Source organism: Streptosporangium sp. 'caverna' (assembly GCF_003203775.1).
Lineage (GTDB): Bacteria > Actinomycetota > Actinomycetes > Streptosporangiales > Streptosporangiaceae > Streptosporangium > Streptosporangium subroseum.
The window spans coordinates 289284-305210 of the sequence record NZ_CP029711.1 but is presented as its reverse complement, the minus strand read 5'-3'; the positions used below and the strand labels follow the sequence as shown (position 1 = coordinate 305210).

The window sequence follows — 15927 nt, the reverse complement described above, 5'->3', positions numbered from 1 at the left end:
CATTCGGCTGCATACCCCGGAAAAGCAAAAGAGCCCCTTGCGGGGCTCTGAGCTGGGAAAAGCTGGTGTGGCAGGTGCAGGACTTGAACCTGCGTAGGCTGAGCCGACGGTTTTACAGATGCCTTGTAGTTCTTTCAGCATTTTCGCGTCCCGCCTGGTCAGACCCTGGCCAGCACGCCCGGAGGATCCTCGTCCTCCTCTCCGTGCCACGTACGTGCCAGATGGTCTTTCGGGCCGTTCTCCATGCCATGGTCGATGTCGAGCCCTTCCGCGATCTCTCTGTCTCGTCCTTCCACGGCCCGCGCGTAGTGCCGAGTGGTCACACTCGCGTTGGCATGGCCGAGCCGACGAGCAGCCGCCATGACGCCGTGACGGTCAGCAACCCAGGTGGCATGTGTGGCGCGTAGATCATGCGGTGTGACGTCCTCCAGTCCGGCCACCCTGACTGCTGGATCGAAGTGCCAGCGACGCCACGCGTTGTAGTGAAGCGGCTTGCCCGTCTTACCCGTGAACAGCAGAGCGTCGGGATCATCTGACAACCTATCCAGGTGAGACCCAAGCGCCATGATCACGAAATCGGGAAGCGCGATCTCCCTGCGCTGATGTGACTTAGGCGTGTCGAAGACATGCCGCCCCGCGATCTCCGCTAGAGATTCCGCGACGATCAAGCATCCCCTCTTGATCTCGACATGCCGACGCCGCAGCGCGAATGCCTCACCAATCCGAAGACCGCCGTACGCGAGAAGCTGCACGAGCAGACCGTGAGGCAGCCGCATGGCCGCGATCAGCCGTTCCACCTCTTCCCCTGTGAGAATGTGCGGCTCAGTCTCGGGCATCCTGGGCAGCCGTACGCCCCGGCATGGCGACGACTTGATCAGTTCGTTGTTCACGGCAGCCGTCATGATCTGGGACATGAGCCGGTATGCCTGCCGGACCCGCGAAGGGCTGAGTCCCCGCTTGATCATGCTTGCAACCCACTCATTGATCATGATCGGGCGTACCTGCCCAATCTCAGCTTTGCCGAAGCGCGGCTCTATGAGTGTCCGAAGGAGAGAGCCATACGAGGCGCGTGTCTTGGCCTTGAGAGACGGGCTTACCGAGGACAGCCAGCGCTCTCCCCACTCCTTGATAGTGATCTTCGCTTCATCAGGGTCGATCCACTCCCCGCGTGCCACGTCAGCCTCTTTGAGCGTGAGCCAGCGTTCCGCATCCCGCTTCTTCGCGAACGTCTTCGGAGCCGAACGCAGTTGTCCGTCCGGTCCCCGGTATCGGGCCTGCCACCGCCCCGAGGGCAGCTCTCGTGTGTTGCCGAAACTCCGCTTGGCCATTACGCGGCTCTCCTACGTCGTGTGGTGGTGATCGGTTCGACCAGCCCCGCCGCAATGAACGCCTCTAGCGCCGCTTCGGGGATGCGGACGTTGCGTCCGACGTGAATGAAGATGATTCGGCGTTCCTCGATCAGGCGACGAGGAAAGCGGACCGAGGTGTTCAGCCGTTCGGCCGCTTCTTCAACGGTGAGCAGCCGGCCCCGCGCCAGTTCGGGGAGGAGCGAGACAGAATCTTGCGTAGCCTTCCTGGTCATGCCGCCACCTCCAGTCCTGTAATCGCTGAAAGCCCTGGGGTGGGTTTTCCGTCTGCTCTGGCTTGAAGTTCGATCAGGCGTGCGCGGATGCGCCGACGGTTGGCGACCTCGCGCAGCAGCCGTTTGGCCAGCGGGGTGCGGTTGGGATCCTTGGAGGAGACCGGCCGCCAGACGTAGCGGTGCGGGTCGGTCACCGCGTCGTCGGGAAGGCCGAGCATGTCGAGCACCCAGGCCCGCCGGTCCTGCTTGTGTTCGCGCAGTGTCTTGTTGGACCACTTACGCGAGACCAGGACGCGACGGCCCGCGTAACCAAGGTGTTCGGCCTTGTGCGCCTTGCCGCGGCACCGGCCCGGCAGCATGCCCGCCTTGGCTCCTTTGGGCTGGATTCCGTAGCGGAGCCAGTTCGCGCACGCCGGTGAGCAGGGTTCGTAGCGCAGCGCCTCGATCATCCGGATGGCATGGTCACGGCGAGCATGGTTGCCGACGTCGTCGAGGTCGAGGGGGTCGCCGAGGTTCTTGGTCAGGTACTTGGACAGATAGATAAGGCACTGGTCAGCGTCGGGCGATCCAGCGAGCACACCCTGAACGTCGACCTGAGCGCCGAAGCGGACCACGTGCAGGGGTTCGGCCGTCTCGTCGGTGTCGAGCTGGTCGAGTGCCTCGTCCCAGGTGGGCAGCAGTTCTCCGGTGGCAGGGTCGAGGTAGTCGCCGGCCTGTCCATCGAGGTAGGGCTCAGCGCTTTCGGCCCGCTCACTCCAGAGCGGCAGATGGTCACCGTCGAAGCGGACTTCATCGACCGATGGCCACCACACCTGGTGGTAGGTCGCGGCAGCGATCGCCTTGACCTCCGCGCGCGGCATGGTGCCGCGGATGGCCATGTGCAGATGCGGAGCGAGCCGCTTTTGCGGTTCCACGGAGGCGAAGTACTGCACGTCGTAGCCGGCCACCCGGCGAAGGTTCTGCACGAACCGGTCGACGAGCTTGGAGAAGTGCAGCGCGTCCCGAGCCGCCGCCGCGTAGTCGTAGGTGGCCGGATTGATCGGGACGCCGTTGTGCACGCGCCCGTAGGAGGGCAGGGTCAGCGTGACGAACAGGGAAGGCCGGTAGACCTTGCCATCGGAGGCGATGAAGGTCCGCCCGAGGGTGGTGTCCTGCTTGGCCCGCTTGGGCAGGTCCGGGGCATCCTGGCGCCGCCGCGTGGAGCGGGAGCGCTTGGGAGTCGCTCGGCCGCCCAGGACGTTGCCGCGCATCCCAGCGGCGTTGATCTCTGCGTCGATGCCCGCGATGGCCTCGTCCCAGTCGAGGGTCTCTTCCCCGTCCCGCTCGGCCTCATCGCGCTTGGCTTGGAGGTCGGCCCGGAACTCGATCAGCCATTTCTGGTCTTCGGTGGAGGGGTGGGGTTCGGCGATCGGTTCGGCCTCCAGGTGCCAGCCCTCGCGGCACTGGGCCTTGCGGAGCTGCTTGTTGCGCTGAGCACACGGTGGGCACTTGGCTTCCTGGGTGGCGCTGCAGGGGATGTTGAACGACTCGGTCATGCCGGTGTGGGTGTCCAGGCGTCGCAGTTCGATGGGGCGGATGCAGACGCCGTTGTTCTTGGCGACCTCCACCGCGACGTCCAGGGCGAAGGGCAGGGTGTCACGGACGAGGCGGGGCAAGGTGCGGTCGGAGCCGTGCGGCGAGGGGACGGGGGTGTCGGTCACATGTCCTCCTCTCGGTCGAGCACGTCGGCGGTGAACCGGTAAGAGGCGCTGTAGGGGTCACGGCGCAACCGGATGTTGACCAGGTTGGAGAGCACCAGCTCAAAGCGCGCCGGAGAGTCGGACAGAGCGCCGAGGAGGCGGAACGGGATCGCGTCGATCTCAGCGAGGGTGCCCTGAATGATGATCTTCATCGGTTTGCTCCCTCGGCGAAGTCACGGACCATGGCGCGGATGTCGGCATCGGAGACGTAGCCGGCACGGGCGCGGATGGGATCGGGTGAGGTCTCCAACCGGACGTAGCCGATGCCCGCCCCCTGCGTAGGAACCGGGGAGATATGATCGGCCAGCGCTCCCCTATTGCGTGCACCGTCGCCGAGGACCATGTCCACCTGCTCGGACTCATCCAGCCGCAGGGCGATCTTGTCGGGGAACAGATTGCGGACGTTCATGACCTCCTTACGCGGATCCTGGAGTGCCGCCATCACACCGAACCCGACCGCACGGCCCTGGGTGGTCAGCGTTGCCAGGGCAGCCGAGATGCGCACCTTGAGACCCTTGTCAGACTGATAAGCGGTCAGGAACGCCACCTCGTCGACCACCACCAGGACGAACGGGTCATCGAGGGTGGGAGTGTGATTGCGCTGAACTCCGGCGAACCGATCGGCCCGTTCCTGCATGATCTTCACCGCCGCTTCCAGCAGATCGGCGCAGGCCGCCGGACTCGCGGCATAGCGATCGCCGAACAGGTCGCGTCCGAAGGACAGTTCCATGCGCTTGGGATCCAGCGCCCAGACCTGGACCAGGCCCGCCCGCACCGCAGGCAACAGGCCGCGGATGGTGGACCAGATGATCGAGCCCTTGCCTGATCCGGTGGCGCCGGCCACCAGGACATGGGTGCCGTGGACCGTGAGCCGCCACGGGGTGCCGTCCTCACATTTGCCGATCTCGACCGGCCCGACCGAGACCACCTCCGGGATCGGTAAGGCGGGTAGGGGGACGGCCAGCGGGTCACGTCGAGGGAAGGTCAGCAGCAGGCGGCCCGATCGGGCAACGGTCACCCGGCAGGAGGTGGCGCCGAACCCGTGGGCCAGGTGCTCGATGCGGTCGGTCCAGTCTTTGACTGATTGGCCGGTGAGCATCTTCACCGTGACCAGGTCGGCCCACGAGGTGCAGGTGACACCGGCGAGGCGGGGCAGGTAGTCCCGGCCGTGCAGGTGACGGCCGAGTCCGGAGATGACCATTACCGGTTGCCAGTGCCGCCGGTAGATCCACACCAGCCGCCACCAGGCCAGCAGTCGCCAGCCCATCCAGCGGTTGAACGAGGACCGATCGAAGAACAACCACGGAGCCAGGATCGAAACGGGGACGGTGACCGCGATCACGGCGATGCGCCAGCCGTACAGGACGCCGAGAACGGTGGGAACGGCGAGCACGGTCACCGCGATCGGGTGACGCCAGAGGAGCCGGATCACTCCGGCCAACAGCCGCCACAGGAAGATGGTGATGGTGAAGATGGCCGGGGTTCGAACCACGGCCGGGCGGAAGACGATGGCGGTGTCGGGGGTGGTGGTGACGAGGGTGCGCGCCTCGTCGCCGGGCAGTTTTTTGAACATTAGGCTTGAGCCCTCTCTTGATTCGCGTCTGGGGAGAACCGAGGGGCCGCCGGAATGCCAGTTCCAGCGGCCCCGCTTCATGTCAGGCCGCCTTGCCCTGCTCGGACTCGCCGGCCTGGTCGGGGTTGGTGGACTGTTCGGTGTGGATGCGCTCGCAGTCGGCCAGGTAGCGCGTGGCGGCGTCGGCGATCTGCCGGGCGAGGGTGATGTCCTGTTCGGTGACCGGCCCGCCGCCGGTGGTGGAGATGACCACCTGCGCCTCACGGGAGGACAGGTGCAGGAACGGCCGCTCCCCCTCAGCGCCCAGCGCACTGACCGACAGGTAGGGAGTGCGGAACGAGGTGTCGAGCCGGGTGCCGTCCTCATCCAGGGTCACCACGGCGCGGGTGTAGGGCAGGTGTTTCCTCACGCGGCCACGTCCTTACCGTTCGAAGCCTTGACCGGAACCGCGGTCGAACGGGGAGGGTGCATCGCCGTTGCCCGGATGGACCAGGCCAGCCGACCGGTGTTCTGGCCGACGTAGGCGGTGGCGGTCATGCCGTCGAACTCCACCGGTACGAATGGCAGGCCGGGCAGCGCAGCCGGGACGATCGGCTGCACCGGGGACAGGATTTTGACCGAGACCGTCTTCTGTCCGGCCTTGACGGTGGGGTCGGCGTCCATGACGGCGACCTGCCAGATGAGTTCGCCGGTGTTCTTGTCCTTGGCGTAGACGGTGCGTCCGTTGTTGGAGGCGTCGAAGTCCTTGACCTGCTCGACCTCGCCGACGATGTAGCAGCCGTGTGGGAAGACCTGGTGGAAGTTGATCGGGATGGGGCCTTGGATGGCCATAGCGCAACAACTCCTCTTCTTGATTGGACAGCCTGCTTGACTGACCAAGTTGCATCTTTATTAAGCACGAAACCCGCTTGGTTAGTCAAGTGCACCAAGCGGGCTTCGTGAGGAAAGTTGGATTACCGGATCGGGTAGGCGTCTTCCAGCTCGTGAAGATCACCGGGGAGTACGGTCTCCACGACCACCCATGGCTTGCCTGTCGCATCGCAGGCGACGGCGTACACGACCAGCAGCGCGGCCGAGTTCTTCACGCCCAGGAGCGTGCGTTCCTCGGCCGTAGGGTTGCGCGCGGTGATGTGCTCGATGATGTGATCCAGGGAGACGCCGGCCGCACTCTCCACGTAGCGCCGGAGGCCCTGTCTTAGATCGGCCGACTCCGCCAGGGCCGTACCTTCGGCGATACCGGCCGGTACCCAGGTGGCGGAGATCTCGGTAGGTTCGCCGTCGCGTTCCACCAGGATCTTGCGCAGCACCATGGGGGATTTCGGCTCCAGGCCGAGATAAGCGGCGATGCGGTTAGGAGCCTCCACCGGTCCGGCCGTCAGCAGCTTGCTCGCGGCCTGGGTCTCTGTCCGGTCGAGGAGCTCGCGACCCGTGCGTGCCTTTTGGTCTTTGGGGATCGCCGGGCGACCGCGCACGAAACGGCCCTTGCCTTGTTGGGTGACGATCCATCCCTGATCGCGCAGAACGCCGAGAGCTTTGACCACGGTGGGACGCGCCATGCCGAAATCCGCCATGAGCGTGTGTTCACTGGGAAGCAGCGAACCCACCGGATACTCGCCGGAGTCGATGCGCCGCTCAAGCTCGGCGATCAACTGCGCGTACTTGGGAGGCGTGTACTCAAACGACATTAGAGCCTCACATTCAACATGCTTGCCTAGCCAAGCAGGCTATCAGCGCATGTTGTGGATGCGAAGCCCTTCGATCGACAGGAAGTTCTCACCCGCAACGCGGCGACACGACAGACAGAGGCCGGCCGTGCCGCCGCGCCCGCCTATCGGGCCTCACCGGAGAGCAACGCCCTCCATATATCGCTGGCCTGCCGGATCGGCCATCGATAGGTCTCGTGAACTTCTGGGCTGCCGTCCAACTGGAGCGTGCGGCGGATGAACCCCTGCCCTCCGGCCTGGCACAGCTCATACAGCGTGGCCCGGCACTGGCAAGTCCAGGTGATCACCCGCAGACGTGTCACCCCCTTGTCCGAAGCCAGCCAGGCCAGCCGTGTGTGATCACGCTGCGCCATTGACACGTGCGGACTCAGGCAGCCCTTCAGCTCGATCACTGCGGATCACAACCGCTCGGGCCGGGAATCGGGGCAGGATCCTGCCTGCGAAGCTCGACACAGCGATCAGCCACCCGGCGCGCGGCCGTCACCGGATCCCCCGCAGGGCAGAAGGCGTACCGTCGAAGGCGAGCCCGCCCTATCTCCTGACCCGTCCACCAGCGAAACACCCGGCCATCGGTCCACACGACCAGCCCAAACCAGACCGACACCAGCGCCAGGCCGTACCCGTCGTGAACATCCGAGGCGATATTCAACGCGGAAAGCTCATCTCGCAGGCGCCGAGCTGCTCTTACAGGCGTGATTGCTTTCCGCCGGCTGACGGCCGGAATCTCATTCCCGCTCATCAGGCCGCCACCTCGCCAGAACCCATGCAGTCAAAGCACTTGATCCGGACCGGCTTTACCGCCTGGCCATTAATGCGGCATTCGACATCTGCGCGGCTCCGGCGGATCCAACGCCAGCCACGACCACAGCAGGCACCGCAACCCTCGTCGGTCGGCTCATCCTCGGCAATCATGGACCAAGGTTCGTCACCTGGGGTTACCCAACCCATCCCGAGCCGGAATCCTTGCCCTGAATAGTCGATATCCCTTGACGGGATAACTCTCAGCGGCAAGCGTTGTATATCCGTAATCCGAGGCCACTAAGGGAGACATCACATATGCCCGCAGATGCGACTAAACCAGTCGTTATCCTGCCGGAGCTGTGGCAGCGTCCCGAAATGCTAACGGCCCTCCAAAACCGCAATATCGGCCAGGTGTTTCGCCTAATCCGCCAATACGCCGGAGTCAGCCAAACCCGCATTGGCACCGCTGTGAATCTCAGCCAAGGAAAGATCAGCGAGATCATGAAAGGAGCCGTCAAGGTCACCGCCTTCGACGTCTTCGAGCGCGTCGCCGATGGCCTGGACATGCCCAACCCCGCCCGAATGGCCCTGGGACTCGCCCCCACCCACACCGCGCCACCCCGAGTGATCGCCACCTCCACTCATCCCGACGCGGTCATCCCGTCTCGGGATGGAACGCCAACAAGCTCCCTGCTTAACGTGGAGAGCGTTGTTGCTGTCGGCCCGCGTCAGCTCGATGATCCCTGGGACGTCGACCTACCAACGCTGGCCTGGATCGTGGGAAGGCTGGACTCACACGTGGACCGTCGAACGATGCTTCTCCTCGCTGCCGGAATGACCGCCGAAGCCGCAGCCACCATCACCGACCCCTGGGAACGACTCTCCCGCGCCCTGACCGGACCTCAGGCACTGGACGACGACACCATCGAGCGTCTCGAAGCACGCACCATCGGTTTTCACCGCCTGGAGTACGTGCTCCCCGCCCGAGCCATCTACCAGGGACTCACCACCCACATCAACGAACTCAGCACCCTGCTCCAAAGCGGCCCGCCCGATCGTTTCCGCCGCCGCCTGGCTGCCACCGCCGGCGAAGCCGCCACCCTCGCCTCCTGGATCGCCTGGGATCTCAAACAGCCTGGACAGTCCGCCTCCTTCGAGCGCGTCTCCGCCCTGGCCGCCAAGGAAAGCGGACACCAGATCATCCAGGCGTGCACCCACGCCTACAAGTCGTACGCCGTCGAGGGCCGAGCCGCCTACGAAGCCATACGCCAAGCCCAGCAGTTCCTCCCCGCCCAGGGCGACGACGCCACCCGCGCATGGCTTCTCAGCCGCGAAGCCGAAGAACTGGCAGCCCTCGGCGACCGCCGCGCCATCGAGGTGTTGTACCAAGCCGAAGAGGCATACGGCCGAGCCCGCCCGCACCGCGAACGCGCCTGGACCCGCTTCCTGGACCCTGGCCGGATGGCCGCCTTCCAGCTCTCCACCTACGTAAGACTCGGCGACGAACATCACGTCATCGAAGCCGGACAGACCGCCCTGTCCGCGGTTGCCCAGGGAAGCGACCACAAGAAGGCGGCGATCGTCTACGCCGACATCGCCCAGGCCCAACTCCAGATCGGCGACATTGCCGAAGGAGTGACGTACGCCCGCCGCGCCCTGGAATCCGCCCAACGCAGCGAATCCACCTGGGGAATTCAGCACCTCGCCACGGTGGAGAAGGCCCTGGCTCCCCACGCCGATCACACTGTTCGCGAGCTTCTCGGCGACATCGCCGCTACGCGCCGGAACGAGGGATCGTCTCCCGCCTGATCCACTCCAGGTAGTCAGCCGTGCCGGCCACGAGTGCAACGGCGACGATCTGAGGCACTTCATAGGAGTGCAGTTCCCGTACACACCGAGCCAGATCCTCGAACCGTTCGGTGGTGGTCGTCATCAGCAACAGCCACTCGCCGGAGTGCTGGATCTCCCCGGCCCACCAGTAGGCGGACTCGATCGGCGCGACGATCTGCGCCCCCGCGGCTAGCCGACGCTCCACAACTGCCGAACAAATTCGATCGGCCTCATCCCGACTGCTGGCAGTGACGCGAACCTCGATGCAATCCGAAGTTTTTTCGATCATGCCAACACACTGCCGAATTGTTCTCATAGGTATCAAGGGGCGGCGGCGCTGCGCGCCGACGCCCGGCCCTGCGCCTGCCAGCGCGCGCCGGGCATGCGGCCTGGGGGCCGGTCCCAGCACGCGCGCAGGACTCCGGGCCGTCGCCGCACGCTCACCGCGCCGTACCCACGTCCTCGCTGGCTCGTGGCCGCACCGCCGCCCTTATGCATCCCTAACGATCGCCTCATCGTGGCCGAGGTTTGTCATGGTCGGGGGCGATCGAAGATCCAGGGTTCGTTCCTCACCCTGGCTCACCGGGGAACGTGGTTGATCTCCTGCGCATCGTGCAGGGATAGAGACCTGAGCACCTGGCGGACGAGCCAGAAATCCAAGATGATCTACTGGGACCTTACGGGATCCATAAGTAGTTTTTTCGGACCCATCATGATCCGGGAGCTTGGATGACGGACGCTTTGAGTTGGCTTGACCTTGCCGTCCGTACGTACGGTGCTGCCTGCGCAAGCAAACTCGCTGGTCCGGGTGAGCGCGAAGCGGCGATTCGCAGCCCAATCGAAGCGCTACTGGGTGCCGCCGGCAAACAACTCAAGCTCACGGCCGCGTTCCATGACGAAGTACGCGATACGCAACGCCAGGTGCGCCCCGACTACGGGGTCAGCATCGACGGAGCCATAACCGGCTACGTCGAAGTCAAGGCACCTGGAAAGGCCATCGGCCCTTCCAGCCTGCGCGGACATGACAAAAGGCAGTGGGAACGGCAACGGGACTTGCCCAATCTGCTGTACACCAACGGCACCGAGTGGCGGCTCTACCGCGACAGCGAGCTGGTCGATACGCCGATCCAGTTCGTAGGCGAATTGGACAGCGGTAAGGTCATTGCACCTCCAGCATTCGAGAAGTTGCTGATTGATTTCCTGCGTTGGAAGCCAGCTCCGATAACCAGCGTCGCTGCTTTGGTGCGTGCCGTCGCTCCGCTGACGCGGCTGCTACGTGGCGAGGTCCTTGACCAGATAGTGGCCGAGCGTACAGCCGTACGCGGCGGTGCCGATGCGACCATTCAGCCATTCCTAGGTCTAGCTCAGGACTGGCGCAAGATGCTTTTTCCCCAGGCGGACGACGCCACTTTTGCCGATGGCTATGCCCAGACCGTCACCTTTGCACTGCTGTTGGCGCGCACAAACGATATTGCTGTGGCTGGTAAGGGCTTGCACGTCATTGGCGAGGACTTACGGGCCGAACACTCTTTGATGGGAAAAGCTCTCCAACTACTTACAGACGACGTTGCGACCGACTTCAAAGTCACGCTCGATTTACTCGCCCGAGTCATCGACGCAGTCGACTGGCCCCGCGTACGCCGCGGACGGCGTGATACTTACCTTCACTTATATGAACACTTCTTGGATCAATATGATCCTGAGCTACGCAAGGCATCCGGCTCCTACTACACCCCCATCGAGCTGGTCGAGCAGATGGTCCGGCTTACTGAAAGCGTGCTCGTCACGCGACTAGATAGGGCACGTGGTTTCGCCGATCCGAATGTACTTACGGTCGATCCAGCAATGGGCACCGGTACTTACCTTCAGACCGTTCTTGAGCGGATTGCCGCCAACGCTGTCGTCCGCGACGGCCTCGGCTCAGTACGAGGCGAGGTCGAGCGAGCCGCCGAGAGGACAATCGGCTTCGAACTGCAAATGGGGCCATACGCAGTGGCTGAATTGCGTGCCGCCGACTTGCTCGCATTGCACGGCGCTCAACCTCCACACGGAGGAATGAAACTGTACGTCACCGACACTCTCGACGACCCAAATGCAGCCGAAGAACAGCTCAGTTATGCCCTGAAACTCATTTCTCAGACCCGTCGGCGAGCTAATGAGATTAAGGCCAGCACTGCTGTCACTGTAGTCATCGGTAACCCACCTTATGCTGAGCTCGCCAATGGCGCGGGAGGTTGGGTAGAGAACGGTAGCAACGGGAAGAGTGGGCGTCCAATCCTTGAAGATTGGTACGCGCCCAACAGCAGCCGGTTCAAGGCAAAACTCAAGAATTCGTACATCTACTTCTGGCGCTGGGCCACTTGGAAAGTATGGGAGTCCACCCCGAATCAGTCCCAGGGTGAGACAGGAGTCATTTGTTTCGTTACCACATCTGGCTACCTCACCGGACCTGCCTTCACGGGGATGCGCAAGTATCTGCGCATGCATGCCTCCGAAGGCTGGATTATTGACCTGACTCCCGAGGGTCAGACTCCTGATATCCCCACCCGGATCTTTCCTGGGGTCCGCCAGCCACTAGCGATCGGCATCTTCGTCCGTCAAGCCGGCACTCCAAAGGATGAGCCCGCTCGAATCCACTACCGAGCCATCCATGGCCGCCAAGCCGAGAAGTTCGCACAACTCGCCGAACTTAAGCTCGACGGCGACAACTGGCGCGACTGCCGCACGGAATGGGATGCTCCCCTTACTCCCGCGGCCACAAGCCAGTGGGACGCCTATCCGGCACTAGATGATCTGCTGCCTTGGTACTCACCCGGCATTTTTCCCACCCGGACGTGGGTGTACGCTCCCAGCCGCGACACTCTCGATGAGCGATGGGCAAAACTCATCGGTGAGGATGACCCTGACCGCAAATCCCTCTTATTCAAGGAGGGACGTGATGCGAACCTCGACAAAGCCAAACCACCTTTACCTGGCAGCGACACTCACTCGACAACCGGCATCACAGTCCGTCGGGAATCCGACCCTACAGCGACCAGTGTTCGTGTCGGCTATCGGGCCTTCGATCGTCAACGAGTTATCGCTGATTCTCGCCTCATGGACATGCCCCGCAAGGATCTGTGGGCTGCACGAATCCCGAGGCAGATATTCTGTGTCGAACAACATCGAAGAGTCATCGCAACAGGTCCTGCACTTATATTCAGTGCGCTAATACCCGATTTTGATTACTTCAATGGTCGGGGGGGTCGCACGATGCCGCTGCTCCACCCGGATGGGTCACCGAACCTTGCACCGGTACTAATTCAGGCGCTGTCGACACGACTCGGAATTGACGTTAAGGCCACGGACGTACTTTCCTATATCGCAGGAATTACTGCGCACCCGCGATTTACCGCTACCTTCGCTGACGAGCTCACCACTCCGGGTATACGCGTGCCGATCACCGCCAATGCCTCCTACTGGAATAGCGCCGTCGAGCTTGGTAGCTACGTTCTCTGGTTGCATACCTATGGGATTGCTTTCGCTGGGCCGGAACGTCCTGCCGAATCTGTCCGCTACCCAACCGGTGATTCTCGTCAACCGCTATCACGTGTCCCGATCGGCGCGATGCCGCAAACCATTGCTTTCGATGCGGAACGGCAGGTCATCATTCTCGGAGATGGCGAGTTCGGGCCAGTACTCCCAGAGGTATGGGAGTACGCCGTAGGGGGCCGGAACGTCATCAACTCATGGTTCAACTATCGTAAGAAGGAGCCAGGCGGACGAGCTGGCTCACCATTAAACGATATCCATGTCAATGCCTGGCCCTCCGAATGGACGGGCGATTTCATCGACATGCTTACCGTCCTGACTCGCCTCGTCGAAATTCAGCAGGCTCAGGCTGAAATCCTTGAGAAGATAATGACGGGACCACTCCTGATCGCCGAGGAATTGGCGGCCGATGGTGTCCGTTGGCCAAAGACGCCCAATGACCGCAAGCCCCGCTACAGCCTTAAAAGTCCACCACCCGACGCTGATGGTACTGCGCTGACTTTGATCTGATGATGCCTACTGATGGACTTGGACCTCCGAAAATGAGCATGATTTAGAGAGAAACATTCATGGGTGACTACACTGCCATCGACGGATTACACGACTCCTACACCGTAATGAGGGACATATGGCAGGGGTGGATTTCCGATACGTCAAAATCCGACGACGCGCCTGCGTTTCAGTGGATGCGCCCTGATTCTCTTGAAGGAATACCGGCTACCAACTGGGAAACCATACTCAAGGTAGCCGAACTGTCCGCTTACAATGCGAATTTGGGCGTTTTGCAGCACCTGCGGACCCTGGTCAATGCCTATCCCGACGTAGCGACGCGCGGAGGGTCGGTCGATCCCGACTACTGGCCAGGATTCGCCGCATTCACCATTGCCCGCTCGATCCTTGAAGGCACTGCGTTGGTCCGATGGCTACTCGATGCCGACGTAGCGCACCATGACCGCGCCGAGCGCTCCGCACGGCTGATCCTTTGGTCAGCTCACCACGATAACCAGTGGCAGCTCTCCGCCGATCCGGCCGAGCGCCGGCAGACGCATCGGACACCGCAGGACCTGAAAACCATCATCGAAGGAGCCGGTTTTACTGTCGCTTCGGGCCGCCGCGGCCAATTAGTAGTTGGCAAATCGTTCGGTCACACCGAGGTGATCGACTCGGCTTTTGGCGAATGGGGCAAGCAGCTTTATCGCCGGTGGAGTGGAGCAGCCCATCACGCTCCGTGGGTGCTTGGCCCAAACACTCGGCATCAGCTTGCCGCAGACGGCGGCGGACTCTGGGTGAACTCCACGCGTCAGGAAGGCGCACACATTGAGCTTGCTGCCGACGTCGCCGACGCGATCTTAAAAGCCGGGAACACCCTCGGGGTGTACTGGGGCAGGGTCCCCGGCATGTTACATGACCAGATCAGCGATCTAGCGGTCAGCCTGAGAGCAACTGCCCCGGGGATCGATACTTAACTCGCTTGCCAAGGTGAATGATGCGTTATCTATCTAAGCTGATCTGGTGATCAAGCAGTTGGGCGCGATCAAGGTTAATCTCACTGGATGCGCAAGCTTCCGGTGGTACCTGATGAATACCCGTGTGTCTGGTCAGTGGATGGCAGCAACGTCGCTGGTGATGTGAGCTTGCATCCATTGAAGCGCCCTAAAGGTCATGTGTACGATTTGGACAACTGGGTCGCTGGCGCACCGGGAACCAAGGTCTTCTCCGGACCTGTCGATGAGCGTGTGGCGTTCTTGCGCGGCAAGTTACGAACCAACCATGACGTTGTCCTGCTCGATGCCACACTCACACGCTGGATGCACGACCGGGCACTGGTAACGGGTGGTACAGCGTTGGTCGGCCTCGGGCTCCCATCTGGCCAGGACCAGCCGAAATTCGGCTCGATCACCTTCCAAGTCGGCGGCCTCACCGAGCTTTCTGGTGCCTCTCCGATCAAAGAGACCTACAGGCCCGCTTCTCTCGCCGCTCCCGATACAGAATTCAAAATGGTCTGGAACTCCGATGTAGACCAGGAATGGACGGCCCTCAACGGAGACAAGATCACTCTTGGCTACACAGCCATCAACAAGATGACCGATCATTACGAGTACTACGTCAAGACACACCCATACATCACGGTGGAGGGTGAGTACCGTACTGCAGGCCAGTGGATGCAGGATTACGTCTATCCAGTTCGCCAGATCACATCTTTCGCCACGGCACGTCGCCAACCTCTCTCTTGGATCACGCTGGAGGGTAAGAACGAGCGCAACTACCGAGCGCAACTATTTGCCGCGGACATCGCCCAGGAGCCGTACGAGGCACAAGAACCCAAAGTCGGATTCTTCACCACCCTGTTGCGACTCGGAGCAACCGGTCTTTCTCTGGCTACGCTGATCGACAGGTGGCAACGGCTGCATGAGGAGCACGAGACGTTCTTCGATGTGTTCGCGGATCAGCCTCACCAACGAGATACCTCGTTGCGGTCCAGACTGCTGCTGCTGGTGCCGGCGTTGGAGAGCTATCACTCAGGCGAACGAGGAGATGGGACGGTCACTCGCGAACAGCACCGTGCTCAGCGTAAAGCTGTCCTGGAGCAGCTCACACAGGCAGGAGCGGACTCGGATACGGTGAAGTGGGTGAAGGAACAGATCGATGACCGACCGGGCTACCCGCTCAACAAGCGGCTGCGCGAGCTCGTCGATGAGCTCTCACCAGAGCTGCGTGATCGCATCCAAACCCGGATCACCTCACTGCCACCTGAGCTGGATTTCATGGGTGGCGACGTCGACGTCTGGAACGTTATGGGCAAGGTCCGCAATAACCTTGGCCACGGCGGCACAATCCACACAGACGACCAGTTGCTCCCGCTTGTCCGCCTCGCGGATACCCTCACCATCGGGCTGGCACTTAAAAAACTCAATGTCCCTGACACTGCCCTGATTCGAGCAATCGACTGCGGTGAGTGGGCGCTCTTCTGACCTCATGTCTACTTGTAGAGCGAAACCCAGCGGGCGTCAGCGCAAGCGTAATCACGCTGACGCCCACACGGGAAGGAAGGAAAAGCGTGGATCTCCGTCCCAGAATTAGCCTTGTCAATCTGCGCCGTCATCGCGCGGGCAGGGAACTAGTGGGCGAGTAAGGCCATCTGGAGATGGTGTACGCGAATGACGTCCGGACCTTGAATGCCCGGACAAATACTCCTGAATCTATTCA

General features: G+C 62.3%; 14 protein-coding genes. 4 read left to right on the top strand and 10 right to left on the bottom strand.

What is annotated here, in order from left to right:
* Window positions 1–158 precede the first annotated feature (158 nt).
* The 9 genes from DKM19_RS01490 to DKM19_RS01450 all read right to left on the bottom strand — a co-directional run bounded on the left by DKM19_RS01490 (window position 159) and on the right by DKM19_RS01450 (window position 7010).
* Window positions 159–1328 carry a site-specific integrase gene (locus tag DKM19_RS01490; RefSeq protein WP_110694146.1) on the bottom strand — a complete coding sequence of 390 codons (1170 nt, stop codon included), beginning with the start codon at window positions 1326–1328 and terminating at the stop codon, window positions 159–161.
* Window positions 1328–1582, bottom strand: a complete 255-nt coding sequence (locus DKM19_RS01485) for an excisionase family DNA-binding protein (protein WP_110694145.1) — start codon at window positions 1580–1582, stop codon at window positions 1328–1330. The genes DKM19_RS01490 and DKM19_RS01485 overlap by 1 nt, the downstream gene beginning before the upstream one ends.
* A complete protein-coding gene (locus tag DKM19_RS01480; RefSeq protein WP_110694144.1) occupies window positions 1579–3282 on the bottom strand; it encodes a replication initiator in 1704 nt (567 codons plus the stop codon). Before DKM19_RS01480 ends, DKM19_RS01485 begins: the two co-directional genes overlap by 4 nt.
* Window positions 3279–3473: a hypothetical protein gene (locus tag DKM19_RS01475; protein ID WP_110694143.1), complete on the bottom strand. Its 195-nt coding sequence runs from the start codon at window positions 3471–3473 to the stop codon at window positions 3279–3281. Before DKM19_RS01475 ends, DKM19_RS01480 begins: the two co-directional genes overlap by 4 nt.
* The gene (locus tag DKM19_RS01470; RefSeq protein WP_110694142.1) at window positions 3470–4894 is read right to left on the bottom strand and encodes an FtsK/SpoIIIE domain-containing protein; all 1425 of its coding nucleotides are present in this window, start codon (window positions 4892–4894) and stop codon (window positions 3470–3472) included. Before DKM19_RS01470 ends, DKM19_RS01475 begins: the two co-directional genes overlap by 4 nt.
* An 82-nt stretch (window positions 4895–4976) precedes the next feature.
* Window positions 4977–5303: a hypothetical protein gene (locus DKM19_RS01465; RefSeq protein WP_110694141.1), complete on the bottom strand. Its 327-nt coding sequence runs from the start codon at window positions 5301–5303 to the stop codon at window positions 4977–4979.
* Complete coding sequence (locus DKM19_RS01460; protein WP_110694140.1) at window positions 5300–5725, bottom strand: plasmid replication, integration and excision activator; 426 nt, start codon at window positions 5723–5725, stop codon at window positions 5300–5302. The genes DKM19_RS01465 and DKM19_RS01460 overlap by 4 nt, the downstream gene beginning before the upstream one ends.
* Before the next feature lie 122 nt (window positions 5726–5847).
* Window positions 5848–6543 carry a GntR family transcriptional regulator gene (locus DKM19_RS01455; RefSeq protein WP_162641194.1) on the bottom strand — a complete coding sequence of 232 codons (696 nt, stop codon included), beginning with the start codon at window positions 6541–6543 and terminating at the stop codon, window positions 5848–5850.
* Window positions 6544–6722: 179 nt separating this feature from the next.
* Window positions 6723–7010 (bottom strand): hypothetical protein, encoded by a 288-nt coding sequence (locus DKM19_RS01450; protein ID WP_110694138.1) that lies wholly within the window; start codon window positions 7008–7010, stop codon window positions 6723–6725.
* A 664-nt stretch (window positions 7011–7674) separates the two neighbouring features.
* Between DKM19_RS01450 and DKM19_RS01445 the strand changes: the two genes are divergently transcribed.
* A complete protein-coding gene (locus DKM19_RS01445) occupies window positions 7675–9168 on the top strand; it encodes a helix-turn-helix domain-containing protein (RefSeq protein ID WP_239514033.1) in 1494 nt (497 codons plus the stop codon).
* Here DKM19_RS01445 and cutA read toward each other — a convergent pair.
* Complete coding sequence (gene cutA / locus DKM19_RS01440; protein ID WP_239514032.1) at window positions 9134–9394, bottom strand: divalent-cation tolerance protein CutA; 261 nt, start codon at window positions 9392–9394, stop codon at window positions 9134–9136. The two genes, DKM19_RS01445 and cutA, sit on opposite strands and share 35 nt — an antisense overlap.
* Before the next feature lie 524 nt (window positions 9395–9918).
* On the opposite strand from cutA, the gene DKM19_RS01435 reads away from it, so the two are divergent.
* The 3 genes from DKM19_RS01435 (at window position 9919) to DKM19_RS01425 (ending at window position 15692) form a co-directional block, all read left to right on the top strand.
* Window positions 9919–13230: a type ISP restriction/modification enzyme gene (locus tag DKM19_RS01435; protein ID WP_110694135.1), complete on the top strand. Its 3312-nt coding sequence runs from the start codon at window positions 9919–9921 to the stop codon at window positions 13228–13230.
* Window positions 13231–13289: 59 nt separating this feature from the next.
* The gene (locus tag DKM19_RS01430; protein WP_110694134.1) at window positions 13290–14186 is read left to right on the top strand and encodes a hypothetical protein; all 897 of its coding nucleotides are present in this window, start codon (window positions 13290–13292) and stop codon (window positions 14184–14186) included.
* Window positions 14187–14273: 87 nt separating this feature from the next.
* Window positions 14274–15692 carry a HEPN domain-containing protein gene (locus DKM19_RS01425; protein WP_162641193.1) on the top strand — a complete coding sequence of 473 codons (1419 nt, stop codon included), beginning with the start codon at window positions 14274–14276 and terminating at the stop codon, window positions 15690–15692.
* Window positions 15693–15927 lie beyond the last annotated feature (235 nt).

Coding starts and splice junctions, on each gene's coding strand:
- DKM19_RS01490 (WP_110694146.1), bottom strand. CDS start 1,328: ATGGCCAAGCGGAGTTTCGGCAACACACGAGAGCTGCCCTCGGGGCGG.
- DKM19_RS01435 (WP_110694135.1), top strand. CDS start 9,919: ATGACGGACGCTTTGAGTTGGCTTGACCTTGCCGTCCGTACGTACGGT.
- DKM19_RS01485 (WP_110694145.1), bottom strand. CDS start 1,582: ATGACCAGGAAGGCTACGCAAGATTCTGTCTCGCTCCTCCCCGAACTG.
- DKM19_RS01460 (WP_110694140.1), bottom strand. CDS start 5,725: ATGGCCATCCAAGGCCCCATCCCGATCAACTTCCACCAGGTCTTCCCA.
- DKM19_RS01430 (WP_110694134.1), top strand. CDS start 13,290: ATGGGTGACTACACTGCCATCGACGGATTACACGACTCCTACACCGTA.
- DKM19_RS01470 (WP_110694142.1), bottom strand. CDS start 4,894: ATGTTCAAAAAACTGCCCGGCGACGAGGCGCGCACCCTCGTCACCACC.
- DKM19_RS01445 (WP_239514033.1), top strand. CDS start 7,675: ATGCCCGCAGATGCGACTAAACCAGTCGTTATCCTGCCGGAGCTGTGG.
- DKM19_RS01425 (WP_162641193.1), top strand. CDS start 14,274: ATGCGCAAGCTTCCGGTGGTACCTGATGAATACCCGTGTGTCTGGTCA.
- DKM19_RS01475 (WP_110694143.1), bottom strand. CDS start 3,473: ATGAAGATCATCATTCAGGGCACCCTCGCTGAGATCGACGCGATCCCG.